The following is a 16,119-nucleotide window of genomic DNA, read 5'->3' on the forward strand; positions in this document are numbered from 1 at the left end:
AGGAAGGCGACCCCTGCCATGCGACTCGTCATGACCGAACCGGCCGAGAGGATGGACCGCCCCTACGCCCGGCGCTGGTGGGCGCTCCTCGTGCTCTGCCTGAGTCTGCTGATCATCGTGATGGCGAACACCGCCCTCACCGTCGCCGCGCCCGACATGACCGAGGACCTCGGCCTGTCCAGCGCCGACCTCCAGTGGGTCATCGACGGCTACACCGTCCCGTACGCCGCGCTGATGCTGCTGCTCGGCGCGATAGGCGACAAGTACAGCCGCCGGGGCGCGCTCGTCCTCGGGCTGGTCGTGTTCGCCGGCGGTGCCGTCTCCGGCTACCTCGCCGGCAGCGCCGAGTCGGTGATCGCGGCGCGTGCCGTGATGGGCGCCGGCGCCGCGATGATCATGCCTGCCACGCTGTCCCTGCTCGCGGCGACCTTCCCGCGCGCCGAACGCGCCAAGGCCATCACGCTGTGGACCGCCACGGCCGGACTCGCCATCGCCGCCGGTCCGCTGGTCGCCGGGGCGCTGCTGGAGCACCACGGCTGGTCGTCGACGTTCCTCATCAACGTGCCCGTCGCCGCCCTGGCCGTCGTCGGCGCGCTCGTCCTCGTACCGCCGTCCAAGGCCGGCCACCACGGGCGCATCGACTACGGCGGCGGACTGCTGTCGGTGGTGTGGATCGGCGCGCTCGTCTACACGATCATCGAGGGTCCGCACTTCGGCTGGGGCACCAAGGCGGTCACGGCGGCCGTCGTCGCGGGCGTCGCGCTCGTGGCCTTCGTGCTCTGGGAGCTGCGCCACCCGCGTCCCGTCCTCGACGTGCGCCGCTTCACCGACCGCGGCTTCGCGGGCTCCAACCTCGCCGTCGCCCTGTTCTTCCTGGCCGTCTTCGGTGCCTTCTACTACCTGACCCAGCACCTCCAGTTCGTCCTCGGCTACGACGCCCTGGACACGGGCCTGCGCATGCTGCCGCTGGCCGGTGCCGTCTTCGTGGGCTCCGCCCTCACCGGCTACCTCACCCCGCGGGTCGGCATGAAGTGGACCGTCACGGCCGGCATGGTCGGCGGTACGGCGGCCCTCGCGCTGCTCACCCAGGTCGACTCCGGGTCGTCGTACGGCGACTTCGTCGCGCCGCTGATCGTGCTCGGCCTCGCGATCGGGCTGGCACTGTCGCCCTGCACGGACGCGATCATGGGGGCGTTCCCGGAGTCCGAGCTGGGCGTCGGCGGCGCGGTGAACGACACGTCGCTGGAGCTCGGCGGCTCGCTCGGCATCGCCGTCCTCGGCTCGCTGCTGGCGACGTCGTACTCCGGGCACCTCTCGGGCGCGACGGCCGGCAGCCGGCTCCCCGGCTCCTCCCTGGAGACGGCCCAGGACTCCGTCGGGGCCGGGTACGCCGTGGCACAGGGCATCGGGGACCGGGCCCGGCAGCTGGCCGAGCAGGCCGCGCACACGAGCGACCCGCAGCAGGCGGAGCGACTGCGGGCGCAGGCCGAGCAGTTGGCCGGCGGGGCCCGGCAGATGGCCGACGCGGTGGGGTCCTCCTTCGCGGACGCGGTCGCGCACACCAGTTTGGCCGGGGCCGTGATCCTGGGTGTCGGTACGGTGGTCGTGGCCGTGTTGCTGCCGCGTAAGGGGAAGGCCGTGGACGAAGGTGCCGAGGACAGGGAGTCGGAGTCCGTCGGTTAGTCCCGCGCCCCGAGAAGAGGCCTGACGTACGGAGGGACGCATGGGGGAAGCGGGCGAGGTCGAGATCATGAGCTCGGACGAGTACCGGGCCCGGTACGGGGCGGAGCGGGAGGCGTCTCCGTTGTCCATGGAGCAGGTCGGTGAGCTGTTCCAGGAGTTCCTGATGGCGGTGGCCCGGCCCGGGCGGCAGGACCGCGACGGTGCCCGTGATCTGTCCGGACGCCTCCGGGAGCATCTGGGGGCCGGCGCCGGGGAGCGGCCCGTGGTCAAGGTGGCCTATCCCCCCTACGACCTGCCCAACGTGCATCTCGCTCTGGAGCGCTGGTTCGCGGGGGAGGGGCGGTCGTTCGAGCTCATCGGCATGCGCGGGGCACAGCACCACGGTGACCTGACGCTCGGCGACATCCTCGAAGCGGCCGACCGGTACGGCCGGTTCACCGTCGGAGCCGTCGACTACGCCCAGCTGCCGGTCTCGCCCGACGCCGAACTCGCCTGCGTCTCCTGCGGCTTCTACCTCGGGTCCGAGGGCGAGGAGCGGTTCGCCGTGCTGTTGCGGGGGCCGCAGGACGAGTACGGGCGCAACAAGGTGGAGATCGAGGTGCTGGCCGGGGAGAAGGAGTTCGCCGACCGGTTGCTCGCCGAGATCGACGTGCTCGTGCGCGAGCTCAACATCTTCCGGGGGCAGATCCTGTCCTTCGAGGGCTCGGAGTTCGGCACCGGCCTCGGACCGTTCCGCTTCCACCGCAGGCCCGGACTGACCCGGGACGACATCGTGCTGCCCGACGGGCTGCTGGAGCGGGTGGAGCGGCAGGTCGTGGGCGTGGCCCGGCGCCGGGAGCAACTGCGCGCGGCCGGCCAGCACCTGCGCCGGGGACTGCTGCTGTACGGCCCGCCCGGCACCGGCAAGACCCACACCATCCGCTACCTCCTGTCCCACCTGCCCGAGTTCACGGTCGTCGTCCTGTCCGGGACGAGCATCGAGGCCATCGGCCCGGCCTGCGCCCTGGCCCGGATGCTCCAGCCCGCGCTGGTCGTCCTGGAGGACTGCGACCTGATCGCCGAGGCCCGCGACCACGGCGGCGGCGAGCAGCCGCTGCTCTTCCAGGTCCTGAACGAGATGGACGGCCTCGGCGACGACGCTGACGTCGCCTTCCTGCTCACCACCAACCGCGCCGACCTGCTGGAACCGGCCCTCGCCCAGCGCCCCGGCCGCGTCGACCTCGCCGTGGAGATCCCCCTGCCGGACACGGACGGCCGTGCCCGTCTGCTCGGCCTGTACGGCTCCGGCCTCGGCCTGGGCCAGGAGATCACCGACGAGGTGGTGGCCCGCACGGAGGGCACGACCGCGTCCTTCACCAAGGAACTCGTCCGCCGGTCCGTGCTGATCGCCGCCGAGCGCGAGTCGCCCCGCACCGAGGCACGGGACGTTCGCGCCGCCCTCGACGAACTCCTCTCCGACCACGACCGGCTGACCCGGCGGCTGCTGGGGGTGCGGGGCGCCGAGGACGAGGAGGAGGACGCCTCCCTCGAATGACCGGCCTCAGGCCTCGGCGGCCTCGTCCAGGCGTGCCCGTTCCTCCGGGCTGAGCCGCAGGTCGGCCGCGGCCGCCGAGTCTTTGGCCGTCTCCGGCCGGCTCGCCCCCGGGATGGGGACGACGGCGGGGGAGCGAGCCAGCAGCCAGGCCAGACCGACCTGCTGGGGGCTGACCCCGCGGTCCGCCGCGACCTCGTGGAAGGCGGCCAGGCGTGCCCTGCCCTCGGTGCGCGACGGCCCGTCCAGGGAGCTGCGGGCCAGCCCGCCCAGCGGGCTCCACGGCAGGAAGGCCAGCCCCAGTTCCGCGCACAGCCGCAGCTCCGGCTCGCTGTCCCGGACGGCGGGGGAGTACCGGTTCTGCACCGACACCAGCTTCCCGCCGAGGATCTCCCGCGCTCGCCGGATCTGGTCCGCGTCCGTGTTGGACACCCCGGCCAGCCGGATCGTGCCCGCGTCGAGCAGCTCGCGCAGGGCGCCGACCGACTCCTCGAAGGGCACGTCGGGGTCCGGCTTGTGGAGTTGGTAGAGGCCGATGGCCTCCACCCCGAGGCGCTTGCGGGAGGCCTCGGCGACGGCCTTGAGGTGGCGCGGGGAGCCGTTCACCGTCCAGTCGCCGCCGGCCGGGCGGCCACGGCCGCCCTTCGTCGCCACCAGCACGCCGGAGGTGTCACCGCCGTACGTGGCCAGCGCACGGGCCAGCAGACGTTCGTTGTGGCCGGGCTCCGCGCCCGGCAGGTGGTACGAGTCGGCCGTGTCGAGGAGGGTCACGCCCGCGTCGAGCGCGGCGTGCACGGTGGCCAGCGCGCGCTCCTCGTCGGGGCGGCCCTCGATGGACAGCGGCATCGCGCCGAGCCCGATGGCGCTCACCCGCAGTCCGCCAAGTGTTCTGTACCGCATGTCAGTCGCCCTTCCCGAGCGTCTCGGCGACGGCACGCGGCAGCCACTGCCGGGCGTCGGTGAAGGTGAAGCCGAGCCGGGCGGCCCGGGCGTTGTCCATGCCGTAGGAGCGGCGGAAGGAGAACGGGGAGACCTCGCCGACCTCGACGGGCCGGAACACCGTCCGGCCGTCCGGTACGTGCGCGGCCACCGCCTCGCACAACTCCCCGGTGATCAGCGCCCCGTGGGAGGCGGCGTTCACCGGCCCGGTGAAGTCCTCGCCCGCCGCCCAGGCGAGGAACCGGCCGATCTCCTCGACGTGGACGTAGGTGGCGGGCCGGTTCACCACCGGCACGGCGATCGGCTCGCCGGTGCGCATCCGCTCGGCGTAGTGGGCCAGCCGCCCGGTGAAGTCGTCGGCCCCGCCCAGCACATGGGCCACCCGCACCGCCGCGTACGGGAAGGCCGGGCCGCCGGCCGCGAGGACCGCCTCGGCCTGCCGCTTGCCCTCGCCGTAGTTCGCCTCCCGGAACGCCGGGTCGTCCCAGGGCAGCCCGAGGTCGACGGTGACCGTGGCCGGGTCGACGGCCTCCTCGCGCACGAGGGCGGGGGAGTCCTCGTACTCGTACACCTCGACCGTGGAGGTCATCACATAGCGGCGGGTGCGGCCGGAGAAGACACGGTGGGCGAGTGCCGCCTGCCGGGGTGTGTAGCAGACCTGGTCGACGACGACGTCGAAGAGGCGCGCGCCGAGCGCGCCGGTCAGGGACCGCTCGTCGTCCCGGTCGGCGACCACGTGCTCCACTCCGCCGGGCGGCGGGGAGGACCCCCGGTTCAGCACCGTGACGCGGTGCCCGTCGGCGAGCAGCCGTGCGAGCAGACGCTTTCCGACGTACCGGTTCCCGCCGATGACCAGGACTTCCAGGGCCTTTTCCATGACCATAATTCTCCTGGCGCACAGCCACGCCTTGAAGGGGGAACCATGGGAGTTCAGGCCGCGACGCCGAAAGAACCACGGCATCCGCGCACCGCCGCCGACGAAACCTCGGTGGCCTTCGACGCACTGGACCGGCAGATCCTCCAGCTGCTCCAGACCGACGGCCGGATCAAGCTCAGCGAGCTGGGCCGCCGGGTCCGGCTCAGCCCCGCGGCGGTCACCGAACGCGTGCGACGACTGGAGGCGGCGGGAGTGATCAGCGGCTACGGCGCCCACGTCGTGCCGGCCCGGCTCGGCTACGGCATCCAGGCGTTCATCCGGGTGGACCCGCACGGCGGCTACAACCTCAAGCATCCCCGGACCCTGGAGCTGATCGAACGGCCCGAGATCACCGAGGTGCACCACGTGGTCGGGGAGGACTGCTGGATCCTCAAGGCCGCCGTCCGGGACACCGTCCACCTGGAGGAGGTGCTGGAGGCGGTCTCCGCGCTGGGCCGCACCACGACGTCGATCGTGCTGACCTCCCCGGTGGAGCGGAAACCGCTGTTGCCTTGACGTCGGCGTCAAGGACTACGTTCGACGGCATGCGAATCGGCGAGCTGGCCGCACGGGCCGGGACCACGACGCGGACGCTGCGGTACTACGAGTCGCGGGGGCTGCTGCCCGCGCGGCGTGAGGGCAACGGGTACCGGACGTACGACGAGTGCGACCTGAAGCTGCTGGAGCAGATCAGGACGTTGCAGGACTTCGGGTTCGACCTGGAGGAGACGCGTCCCTTCGTGGAGTGTCTGCGGGCCGGGCACCCCGAGGGCGACACATGTCCGGCCTCGCTCGCGGTCTACCGGCGCAAGCTGGACGAACTCGACGCCCTGATCGGTCAGCTGGCGGCCGTGCGGGAGACGGTCGCCCGGCAGCTGGCGCGGGCCGAGCTGGCCGCCGAGGCGGAGGCTCCGGGAGGCCCGGAGCCGCGGTGCGAACTGGGGAGGCACACGTGGTGACCGATGTGACGGACGCGGACTTCGAGGCGGAGGTGATCGGCGCGGACCTGCCGGTGCTGGTGGAGTTCACCGCCGACTGGTGTCCGCCCTGCCGGCAGATGGGGCCGGTGCTCAAGGCCCTCGCCTCCGAGGAGGGCGACCGGCTGAAGGTGGTGCAGCTCGACGTGGACTCCAACCCGGAGACCACGAACGCCTACAAGGTGCTGTCGATGCCGACGTTCATGGTGTTCCGCGGGGGTGAGCCCGTGAAGGCGATGGTGGGCGCGCGGGCCAAGCGGCGGCTGCTGGAGGAACTGGCCGACGTGCTGTAGGCGACGCGCCCGGAAACGAGGAAATCCCCCGAGCAATTGCGCCCGGGGGATTTCCTTGCGTATATTTGTCTGTTCGTGACTTCAAGTCGATTGAAGCCACAGTTAAGTTCAGTGAGCACAGTATATCCGGGCGGGAGCGGAATTGTCAAACACCGAATTTCCGGACGATGAATTGCGGCACGAGCAGGAATTCATCGACGGGTTGTACGCGCGCGTGGACGCGCTGCGCGGGGACACCGAGACCTCCGTCACGGACGCGCTCGCGCAGGGCAACACCCCCATGCAGGCCAGACTCGAGCGGGACATCCTCGTGGCCGAGCGCTCCGGGCTGCTCGCCGCGCTGAACGCGGTGGACGGCTCCCTGTGCTTCGGCCGGATCGACCTCACCTCGGGTGTCACCCACCACATCGGACGCATCGGCCTGCGCAGGGACGACGCCGACCGCACACCGGTCCTCATCGACTGGCGTGCCGACGTCGCCCGCCCCTTCTACCTGGCCACCGGCCACACCCCGATGGGGCTGAGGCGCCGGCGGCACATCGCCACCGACGGCCGCCGGGTCACCCACCTGCACGACGAGATCCTCGACCTCGGCGACGAGACCCGCACCGGCCACGAGGACCCGTCGGGCGACGCCGTGCTGCTCGCCGCGCTCAACTCCGCGCGCACCGGCCGGATGAGCGACATCGTGCAGACCATCCAGGCGGACCAGGACCGCATCATCCGCGCCCCGCACCGCGGCGTGCTCGTGGTGGAGGGCGGCCCGGGCACCGGCAAGACGGCCGTCGCCCTGCACCGCGCCGCGTATCTGCTGTACGACCACCGGGAGCTGCTCGCCAAGCGGGCGGTGCTGATCGTCGGCCCCAACCCGGCGTTCCTCGGCTACATCGGCGAGGTGCTGCCCTCCCTCGGCGAGACCGGCGTGCTCCTCGCGACCGTCGGCGAGCTGTACCCCGGGGTGAAGGCGACCGCCACCGACACGCCGGAGGCCGCCGCCGTGAAGGGCCGCGCGGAGATGGCCGACGTCCTCGCCGAGGTCGTGCGCAGCCGGCAGGCGCTGCCCGACCCGGTGATCACGGTCGAGCACGAGCGCGAGGTGCTCATGCTCGACGACGGCCTCGTCGGCGTCGCCCGCGAGCGCACCCGCGCCGCGAAGCTGCCCCACAACGCGTCCCGCGAGCACTTCGAGGGGCACATCCTCAACACCCTCACCGAGCTGTACGCCGAGCGGATCGGCACCGACCCCTTCGACGGGTCCAGCCTGCTCGACCCCAGCGACATCACCCAGATCCGCGACGACCTCGCCGAGAACCCCGAGGTCTGGACCGCCATCGACCAGCTGTGGCCACTGCTGACCCCGCAGCGGCTCGTCGCCGACTTCCTCGCCGCGCCCGAGGAGTTCCTGCCCGCCGAGGACGCCGCCGCCGTACGCCGCCCGGTGACCCGGCGCTGGACCGTCGCGGACGTGCCACTGCTCGACGAGGCCGCCGAACTCCTCGGCGAGGACGACCGGCTGGCCCGGGAGCGCGCACAGCGCGAGCGGGAGCGGCAGATCGCCTACGCGCAGGGCGTGCTGGACGTGTCGTACGCGTCCCGGACGTACGAGTTCGAGGACAAGGAGGAGGACGACCCCGAGTCCTCCGAGGTGCTGTCGGCGCACGACATCATCGACGCCGAGCGGTTCGCCGAACGGCACGAGGAGGACGACCACCGCAGTGCCGCCGAGCGCGCCGCCGCCGACCGCACCTGGGCGTTCGGGCACATCATCGTGGACGAGGCGCAGGAACTGTCGCCGATGGCGTGGCGGTTGCTGATGCGGCGCAGCCCCACCCGCTCGATGACCCTCGTCGGCGACCCCGCGCAGACGGCGGAGGCCGCCGGTGTCGGCTCCTGGTCGGGCATCCTCGCCCCGTACGTCGAGGACCGCTGGGAGCACACCCGGCTGGGCGTCAACTACCGCACCCCGGCCGAGATCATGGACGTCGCCGCGGCCGTGGTCCGCGCCGAGCAGCCGGACTTCGAACCGCCGAGCTCGGTCCGCTCCACGGGCGTACGCCCCTGGGCACGGGCCACCGACGACCTCCCGGGCGCCGTCGCCAAGGCGGTCGGGGAGCTCACCCCTGACGAGGGACGGCTCGCGGTGATCGCGCCGCGCGACCTCCACCGCGGCCTCGCGGCCCGGCTGGACGGCGTGACGGCGGGCGCCGAACCGGACCTCACCCGCTCGGTCGTCCTCCTCGACCCGCGCCAGGCCAAGGGCCTGGAGTTCGACTCCGTCCTCGTGGTCGAGCCCGGCCGGTACGGCACCAGCGACCTGTACGTGGCCCTGACCCGGGCCACCCAGCGACTGGGGGTGCTGCACACCGGGGAACTGCCCGAGTCCCTGTCGGAGGCGTTCGCGTAGCCCGCCTGGCGGAACGCGCCTACCGGAGGAGCGACTTCGGATCCCGCAGGGCGTGCCACAGTCCGGCCGCGAGGGGGACGACCGTCAGGGCGAAGAAGACCCAGAACAGGAACTCGGCCCCGGGTGCGAGGTCGTAGACGGTGCCGTCCTCCCACGCGCAGTAGGCGCGCGGCGGAAACGGCGTGGAGACGCCCGACACCCTGCCGCTGCCGATGACGCCCTCCCGATACGGCTCCCTGGGGCAGGGAGCCGTATCGGGGAACAGCACGTAGTCGTCCGCGGCCATGATGTACATCCACGTGACGGCGCCGAGCGGAACCGCCCAGAACACCGAGGTCCGCACCCACAGCGGCAGCAGCGGATGCGCCAGCAGCCCGCGCAGCGCGACCCAGCCGACGACGAGCCCGAGGAAGACCGGGAGCAGCCTCAAGAGCTCACCGCCGCCGTCCGGTGAGTGGGGTGGCACGCATGCCGCCACCCCACCAGGCCCGGACCGGACGGGCTGTGACGGAAGCCACACCTCCCGTCACAGCGGTGTCACAGGCCGCCTACGCCGGGCGCAGCCACACCGTCGACAGCGGTGGCAGGGTCAGCCGGATGCTCGCCGGGCGGCCGTGCCACGGCTGGGCCTCCGGCTTGACCGGGTCGGGGTTGGTGACGTCGCTGCCGCCGTAGGCGGCGGCGTCGGTGTTGACGGCCTCGTGCCAGGCGGGGACGTCCTCGGGCACGCCCAGGCGGTAGTCGGGGCGGACGACCGGCGCGAAGTTGGACACCGACAGCAGCGGGTTGCCCTCCGGGTCCAGCCTCAGGAACGCCAGGACGTTGTCGTCGGCGGCGTCCCCGACCACCCATTCGAAACCGGCCGGGTCCGTGTCGAGCCGCCACAGCGCCTCAGTCGCGCGGTAGACGGTGTTGAGGTCGCGGACCAGGTCGCGCACGCCCCGGTGCTCGGCCTCGGCCCCGTAGCCCGGATCGAGGAGCCACCAGTCCGGGCCGTGCGCCTCGGACCACTCGGCGCCCTGGGCGAACTCCTGCCCCATGAACAGCAACTGCTTGCCGGGGTGGGCCCACATGAAGCCCAGGTACGCCCGGTGGTTGGCGCGCTGCTGCCACCAGTCGCCCGGCATCTTCGACACCAGGGAGCGCTTGCCGTGCACGACCTCGTCGTGGGAGATCGGCAGGACGTAGTTCTCGCTGTACGCGTACACCATCGAGAACGTCATCTCGTGGTGGTGGTGCTTGCGGTACACCGGCTCGTGGCTCATGTACTGGAGCGAGTCGTGCATCCAGCCCATGTTCCACTTCAGCCCGAACCCGAGCCCGCCGAAGCCGCTCGGGCCCTTGTGGTGGGTGGCCCGGGTGACGCCGTCCCAGGCGGTCGACTCCTCGGCGATCGTGACCACGCCGGGCACCCTGCGGTAGAGCGTCGCGTTCATCTCCTGGAGGAACGCCACCGCGTCCAGGTTCTCCCGGCCGCCGTGCTCGTTGGGCGTCCACTGGCCCGGCTCGCGCGAGTAGTCGAGGTAGAGCATCGACGCCACCGCGTCCACGCGCAGCCCGTCGATGTGGAACTCCTCGCACCAGTACAGGGCGTTCGCGACGAGGAAGTTGCGCACCTCGTTGCGTCCGTAGTCGAACTCCAGCGTGCCCCAGTCGGGGTGCGCGGCCCGCAGCGGATCCGCGTGCTCGTACAGGGGCCGGCCGTCGAACTCGGCCAGCGCCCAGTCGTCGCGCGGGAAGTGCGCGGGCACCCAGTCCATCAGCACGCCGACACCGGCCCGGTGCAGCGCGTCGACCAGGTACCGGAAGTCGTCGGGCGTGCCCAGCCGGGCCGTCGGCGCGTAGAAGCCGGTGACCTGATAGCCCCAGGAGCCGCCGAACGGATGCTCGGCGACCGGCATCAGCTCCACGTGCGTGAAGCCCAGGTTCTTCACGTACCCCGGGAGCTGTTCGGCCAGTTGACGGTAGGTCAGTCCCGGCCGCCAGGACGGCAGGTGCACCTCGTACACCGAGAACGGTGCCTCGTGCGCCGGGGCTTCCGCGCGCCGGGCCAGCCACTCGGCGTCGCCCCACTCGTACCCCGAGGACGTGATGACCGACGAGGTCGCGGGCGGCACCTCCGTGCGGCGGGCCAGCGGGTCGGCGCGCATCGTCTTCGAGCCGTCGGGGCGGGTGATCTCGAACTTGTACAGCTCGCCCTCGCCGACGTCCGGCAGGAACAGCTCCCACACGCCCGACGAGCCCAGCGACCGCATGACGTGGCCGGTGCCGTCCCAGAAGTTGAAGGTGCCGGCCACGCGCACGCCGAGTGCGTTCGGCGCCCACACCGCGAACCGGGTGCCGGTCACGCCCTGGTGGGTCATCGGGTGCGCGCCCAGCGCCGTCCACAGCTCCTCGTGCCGGCCCTCGCCGATCAGGTGCAGGTCGAGGTCGCCCAGCGTGGGCAGGAAACGGTAGGCGTCCTCGGTGTCCAGGACCGTCCCCTCGTACTCCACGAGCAGCCGGTACTCCGGGACCTCCCGCAGCGGCAGCAGACCGGAGAAGAACCCCGCCCCGTCGTCCTGCAACTCCGCCCGCACCTCGCCCGCGACGACGGTCACCGCCAGGGCGTACGGCCGGAACGCCCGGAACGCGATCCCGCCGGGCACGGGGTGTGCGCCGAGCACGGAGTGCGGGTTGTGATGCGTGCCGTTGAGCAGCCGGTCCCGGTCCGCCGAGCCGACGGCGGGCGAGACGGCGAGTTCCATCTCCGGCGGGACGTTCTGGGCGGAGTCGGCGGTGGCCTTCCCCGCGGTGGCCGTTCCTGCGGTGGCCTTCTTGGCCGTGGCCTTCTTCGCGGGGGCCTTCTTGGCGGGAGGCTCGGCGGCGGTTGCTTTGGTGGCGGTGGCCTTGGTGGCTGCCGCCTTTGCCGTCGTGGCCTTCTTGGCGACCGCCTTCTTGGTCGTGGCCTTCTTGACGACCGCCTTCGTGGCCGTCGCCTTGGTGGCTGTGGCCTTCTTGGCTGCGGCCTTCTTGGCTGCGGCCTTCGTGGCTGTGGCCTTCTTCGCGGTCGTCTTCGTCGCGGCCGTCTTCCCGGCCGTGGCCTTCGTCGCCGCCACCTTCTCGGCTGCCGCCTTCGCCGCGGTGGCCTTCTCAGGAGCCGCCTTCTTCGCGACGGCCTTCTTCTCGGCGGCCTTCTTCGCGGTCGCCTTCGCCGGGGCCGCCTTCTTGGCCGTGGCCTTCGTCGCGGGTGACTGCGTGGCGGCCGTCTTCTTGACGGCGGCCTTCTTCGCGGGGGCCGTCGCCTTCTTGGCCGCCGCCTGTTTCGGCACCGCCGTCTTCTTCGCGGCACTCTTCTTCTGGGCGGCCGTGGGCTGCTCGGGGATCTTGTCCCCGGCCGTCCCCTTGGGACGGGAACCGCTGGACTCAGGGCGGGGGGTCACGGGCGGAGCCTCCAGGACGCAGGTGGGTCAGTCAGGTCAGGTGGCCGGACGAGGCGAGCCGGTCTATGGCGGCAAGGGGCACCGGCAGCCAGTCTGGCCGGTGCCGGGCCTCGTACACCACCTCGTAGATCGCCTTGTCCGTCTCGTAGGCACGCAGCAGCACCGGGTCGGTGCGCGGATCGAGGCCGGAGGCCTCCGCGTACCCGGAGCAGTAGGCGGACCGGCAGGTCTCGGCCCAGTCCGGCTGGGGCGGATCGGCCGAGCGGGCCGCGTAGTCGAAGGAGCGCAGCATGCCGGCGACGTCCCGCACCGGCGGCTGCGGCATGCGCCGCTCGGCCAGCGGCCGGGCCGGCTCGCCCTCGAAGTCGATCAGCTTCCACTCGCCGGCCGGCGAGCGCAGGCACTGCCCGAGGTGCAGATCGCCGTGCACGCGCTGTGCGGTCCAGGTGCGGCCCTCCGCGGCCAGATCGCCCAGCGCCGTGAACGCCGAGCGCAGCCCGTCGGCGTACGGCCGCAGCGCGGGCACCGCCTGGACGGCCGCCTCCAGCCGCTCGATCATGCCGTCCACCATGAGCTGGAGCTGCATGTGACCGAGCGTGACCGTCGGCAGCGCCCGGGCCAGGGCGGTGTGCACCTCGGCGGTGGCCCGCCCCAGCGCGCGCGCCTCGGCGCCGAAGTCCTCGCCCTTGGCCAGCTCGCGCAGCGCCAGCTCCCAGCCGTCGGAGGCGCCCTGCACGAACGGCTGGAGCACGCCCAGCACATACGGCTCGCCGGCCAGGTCGGCCGGGCCTCCCGAGATCACCGGGTCCGCCGTGGGATCGACGTCCGCGACCATCCAGGCCGTCGGCGCGGGCACCCGGGGGCATCCCTCGCGCGCCAGCGCCAGCGGCAGCTCCAGGTCCGGGTTGACCCCGGGGACGATCCGGCGCAACAGCTTCAGGATGAACGTATCTCCGTAGACGATCGACGAGTTGGACTGTTCCGCGGTCACCACGCGCGGCACCAGACCGGACCGGATGTCCTGGGCGAGGTCCCGCTCGAAGCGAAGCCCGCCGATCCGGGCCTGGGTGCGCAGCGCCTCCAGGAGCAGCTCGGCGGGCCTGGCGTCGTGCAGGGCGTCGTAGGCCGTCCGGCCGGCCAGCGGCCCCGTCGACAGGTGTCCGATCAGCGCGGGCGCCAGCCGAGGCGGCAGCGCCTCGCGCACGCCTATCAACAGCTGGTAGCAGTCGCCGGGATGGCCGGGCGCGCCATGGGACGGCACGAGCGGCTGATGGGCGCGGACGAGCAGGTGGTACAGGCCGAGCTTGCCCGTGGCCGGGAGCAGCTCGGTGGCTTCGACCAGCGTGAACCCGGTGACCGGACGCCCCTTGCCCGCGAACCAGCGCTGGCGCGGCAGCCACTCCCGCAGCAGCGGATCGAGGGAGGCAAGGAGGCCGGGCGGGGTGGTGACGGTGCGTGTGACGGCTTCCGACATGGCGTCGCGTCCTTTCACCCATGATTGGTGCGCCTCCGGGGCCTTCAGCAGGTGCCGGCGGCGCCCCTCCGGCTCACGCGGGTGGGCGGGGTGTTACTGATGCGTGCCCCGGGCGGGGCGGGAGAAACGCCCCGCCACGGGGGTTTGCGTCCCGCCCCGCAATTCAGGCCTCGTCAGGCCGTCTCAGGCCTCACAGGGTGTCCCTGCGCAGCCGGAACCAGTAGAAACCGTGACCCGCCAGGGTCAGCAGATACGGCAGCTCGCCGATCGCCGGGAAACGGACCCCGCCGAACAGCTCCACCGGGTGCCGCCCCTCGAAGGCGCTCAGATCGAGCTCCGTGGGCTGCGCGAAACGCGAGAAGTTGTTCACGCACAGCACCAGGTCGTCCTCGTACTCCCGCAGGAACGCCAGGACCGCCGGGTTCGTCGACGGCAGCTCGGTGTACGAGCCGAGGCCGAAGGCCGGGTTCTGCTTGCGGATCTCGATCATGCGGCGGGTCCAGTGCAGCAGCGACGACGGCGAGGCCATGGACGCCTCGACGTTCGTCACCTGGTAGCCGTGGACCGGGTCCATGATCGTGGGCAGGAACAGCCGTCCCGGATCGCAGGAGGAGAACCCCGCGTTGCGGTCCGGTGTCCACTGCATCGGCGTGCGCACCGCGTCCCGGTCGCCGAGCCAGATGTTGTCGCCCATGCCGATCTCGTCGCCGTAGTACAGGATCGGCGAGCCCGGCAGCGACAGCAGCAGGGCCGTGAACAGCTCGATCTGGTTGCGGTCGTTGTCCAGCAGCGGGGCGAGACGGCGCCGGATGCCGATGTTGGCGCGCATCCGTGGGTCCTTGGCGTACTCGGCCCACATGTAGTCGCGCTCTTCGTCGGTGACCATCTCGAGCGTCAGCTCGTCGTGGTTGCGCAGGAAGATGCCCCACTGGCAGCCCGAGGGGATGGCCGGGGTCTTGGCCAGGATCTCGGAGACCGGGTAGCGGGACTCGCGCCGTACGGCCATGAAGATGCGCGGCATGACCGGGAAGTGGAAGGCCATGTGGCACTCGTCGCCGCCGCTCGGATAGTCGCCGAAGTAGTCGACGACGTCCTCGGGCCACTGGTTGGCCTCCGCCAGCAGCACCGTGTCCGGGTACTGCGCGTCGATCTCCTTGCGCACCCGCTTCAGGAAGTCGTGCGTGGCCGGGAGGTTCTCGCAGTTGGTGCCCTCCTCCTGGTACAGGTACGGCACCGCGTCCAGCCGGAAGCCGTCGATGCCCAGGTCCAGCCAGAACTTCAGCGCGGAGATCATCTCCTCCTGCACGGCCGGGTTCTCGTAGTTGAGGTCCGGCTGGTGCGAGAAGAAGCGGTGCCAGTAGTACTGCTTGCGGACCGGGTCGTACGTCCAGTTCGAGGCCTCGGTGTCGACGAAGATGATCCGCGCGTCCTGGAACTGCTTGTCGTCGTCCGCCCACACGTAGTAGTCGCCGTAGGGGCCGTCGGGATCCTTGCGTGACTCCTGGAACCACGGGTGCTGGTCGCTGGTGTGGTTCATGACGAAGTCGATGATCACCCGCATGCCGCGCTGGTGGGCGGCGTCGACGAACTCCACGAAGTCGGCCAGGTCACCGAACTCCGGCAGCACGGCGGTGTAGTCGGAGACGTCGTAGCCGCCGTCCCGGAGCGGGGATTTGAAGAACGGCGGCAGCCACAGGCAGTCGACGCCGAGCCACTGGAGGTAGTCGAGCTTCGCGGTCAGGCCCTTCAGGTCACCGACGCCGTCACCGTTGCTGTCCTGGAACGAGCGGACGAGCACCTCGTAGAAGACGGCGCGCTTGAACCACTCCGGGTCCCGGTCCCTGGCGGGAGTGTCCTCGAAGGTGTCCGGCACGGGTTCGTTGACGATCATGTTGTGGGTGACCCTCCGATCTGCGGGGTGGACGGTCGCAGAACCGAGAAGACATGCGCGGGCCTACGGCCCGGTTCGAGGCGCACGTAGTTGGCCCTGCCCCAGTGATAGGTCTCGCCGGTGAGCTCGTCGCGCACCGGCACCGACTCGTGCCAGTCCAGGCCGAGTTGCGGCATGTCCAACGAGACCGTCGCCTCCTGGGTGTGGTGGGGGTCGAGGTTGGCGACCACCAGAACCGTGTTCGAACCCTTCCGCTTCGAGTAGACGATCACCGCCTCCTGGTCCGCGTGGTGGAAGTGGAGGTCGCGCAGCTGCTGGAGGGCCGGGTTCTCCCGGCGGATGGTGTTGAGCCTGGTGAGCAGCGGGGTGATGGTGCGTCCCTCGCGTTCGGCGGCCTCCCAGTCGCGGTGCCTGAGCTGGTACTTCTCCGAGTCGAGGTATTCCTCACCGCCCTCCCTGAGCGGGGTGTTCTCGCACAGTTCGTAGCCGGAGTAGATGCCCCAGGTGGGAGCGAGGGTCGCGGCGAGGACGGCCCGGACCTCGAAGGCGGGGCGGCCGCCGTGCTGGAGGTAGGCGTGCAGGATGTCGG

General features: G+C 71.7%; 12 protein-coding genes and 1 pseudogene. 6 read left to right on the forward strand and 7 right to left on the reverse strand.

Annotation, left to right across the window (positions count from 1 at the left end):
- Nucleotides 1–18: 18 nt before the first annotated feature.
- Both ABFX81_RS19440 and ABFX81_RS19445 read left to right on the forward strand, forming a co-directional pair.
- Nucleotides 19–1,683 carry a DHA2 family efflux MFS transporter permease subunit gene (locus ABFX81_RS19440; protein WP_086842787.1) on the forward strand — a complete coding sequence of 555 codons (1,665 nt, stop codon included), beginning with the start codon at nt 19–21 and terminating at the stop codon, nt 1,681–1,683.
- Nucleotides 1,684–1,723: 40 nt separating this feature from the next.
- Nucleotides 1,724–3,217, forward strand: coding sequence for an AAA family ATPase (locus ABFX81_RS19445; protein WP_086842789.1), 1,494 nt, complete (start codon nt 1,724–1,726; stop codon nt 3,215–3,217).
- A 6-nt stretch (nt 3,218–3,223) separates the two neighbouring features.
- Here the strand turns inward: ABFX81_RS19445 and ABFX81_RS19450 are convergent, their stop codons facing one another.
- Together ABFX81_RS19450 and ABFX81_RS19455 are read right to left on the reverse strand one after the other, a co-directional pair.
- Complete coding sequence (locus ABFX81_RS19450; RefSeq protein WP_086842792.1) at nt 3,224–4,114, reverse strand: aldo/keto reductase; 891 nt, start codon at nt 4,112–4,114, stop codon at nt 3,224–3,226.
- 1 nt (nt 4,115) lies between these two features.
- A complete protein-coding gene (locus ABFX81_RS19455) occupies nt 4,116–5,030 on the reverse strand; it encodes an NAD-dependent epimerase/dehydratase family protein (protein WP_086842806.1) in 915 nt (304 codons plus the stop codon).
- Nucleotides 5,031–5,075: 45 nt separating this feature from the next.
- Here ABFX81_RS19455 and ABFX81_RS19460 point away from each other — a divergent pair, with 45 nt between their 5' ends.
- The 4 genes from ABFX81_RS19460 (at nt 5,076) to ABFX81_RS19475 (ending at nt 8,743) form a co-directional block, all read left to right on the forward strand.
- Nucleotides 5,076–5,585, forward strand: coding sequence for an Lrp/AsnC family transcriptional regulator (locus ABFX81_RS19460; protein WP_236711598.1), 510 nt, complete (start codon nt 5,076–5,078; stop codon nt 5,583–5,585).
- Between the two features lie 29 nt (nt 5,586–5,614).
- Nucleotides 5,615–6,028, forward strand: coding sequence for a MerR family transcriptional regulator (locus tag ABFX81_RS19465; RefSeq protein ID WP_086842794.1), 414 nt, complete (start codon nt 5,615–5,617; stop codon nt 6,026–6,028).
- Nucleotides 6,025–6,339, forward strand: a complete 315-nt coding sequence (locus ABFX81_RS19470) for a thioredoxin domain-containing protein (RefSeq protein ID WP_086842808.1) — start codon at nt 6,025–6,027, stop codon at nt 6,337–6,339. Before ABFX81_RS19465 ends, ABFX81_RS19470 begins: the two co-directional genes overlap by 4 nt.
- Nucleotides 6,340–6,511: 172 nt before the next feature.
- Complete coding sequence (locus ABFX81_RS19475) at nt 6,512–8,743, forward strand: HelD family protein (protein WP_346138386.1); 2,232 nt, start codon at nt 6,512–6,514, stop codon at nt 8,741–8,743.
- A 19-nt stretch (nt 8,744–8,762) separates the two neighbouring features.
- Here ABFX81_RS19475 and ABFX81_RS19480 read toward each other — a convergent pair whose 3' ends face one another.
- From ABFX81_RS19480 to ABFX81_RS19500, 5 genes and pseudogenes are all read right to left on the reverse strand, one after another.
- Entirely contained in the window at nt 8,763–9,209 is a 447-nt protein-coding gene (locus ABFX81_RS19480; RefSeq protein WP_346138364.1) for a hypothetical protein, read from the reverse strand.
- 82 nt (nt 9,210–9,291) lie between these two features.
- Nucleotides 9,292–12,165, reverse strand: a complete 2,874-nt coding sequence (glgB, locus tag ABFX81_RS19485; protein ID WP_086842800.1) for a 1,4-alpha-glucan branching enzyme — start codon at nt 12,163–12,165, stop codon at nt 9,292–9,294.
- A gap of 31 nt (nt 12,166–12,196) precedes the next feature.
- Entirely contained in the window at nt 12,197–13,639 is a 1,443-nt protein-coding gene (locus ABFX81_RS19490) for a maltokinase N-terminal cap-like domain-containing protein (protein WP_086842802.1), read from the reverse strand.
- A 190-nt stretch (nt 13,640–13,829) separates the two neighbouring features.
- The gene (gene treS / locus ABFX81_RS19495; RefSeq protein WP_086842804.1) at nt 13,830–15,530 is read right to left on the reverse strand and encodes a maltose alpha-D-glucosyltransferase; all 1,701 of its coding nucleotides are present in this window, start codon (nt 15,528–15,530) and stop codon (nt 13,830–13,832) included.
- Nucleotides 15,527–16,119: pseudogene (locus ABFX81_RS19500) on the reverse strand (alpha-1,4-glucan--maltose-1-phosphate maltosyltransferase); the annotation flags it as partial. The pseudogene ABFX81_RS19500 and the gene treS, both read right to left, overlap by 4 nt.

Origin of the sequence: Streptomyces coeruleofuscus, assembly GCF_039532725.1 — a bacterium.
Taxonomy (GTDB): domain Bacteria; phylum Actinomycetota; class Actinomycetes; order Streptomycetales; family Streptomycetaceae; genus Streptomyces; species Streptomyces coeruleofuscus.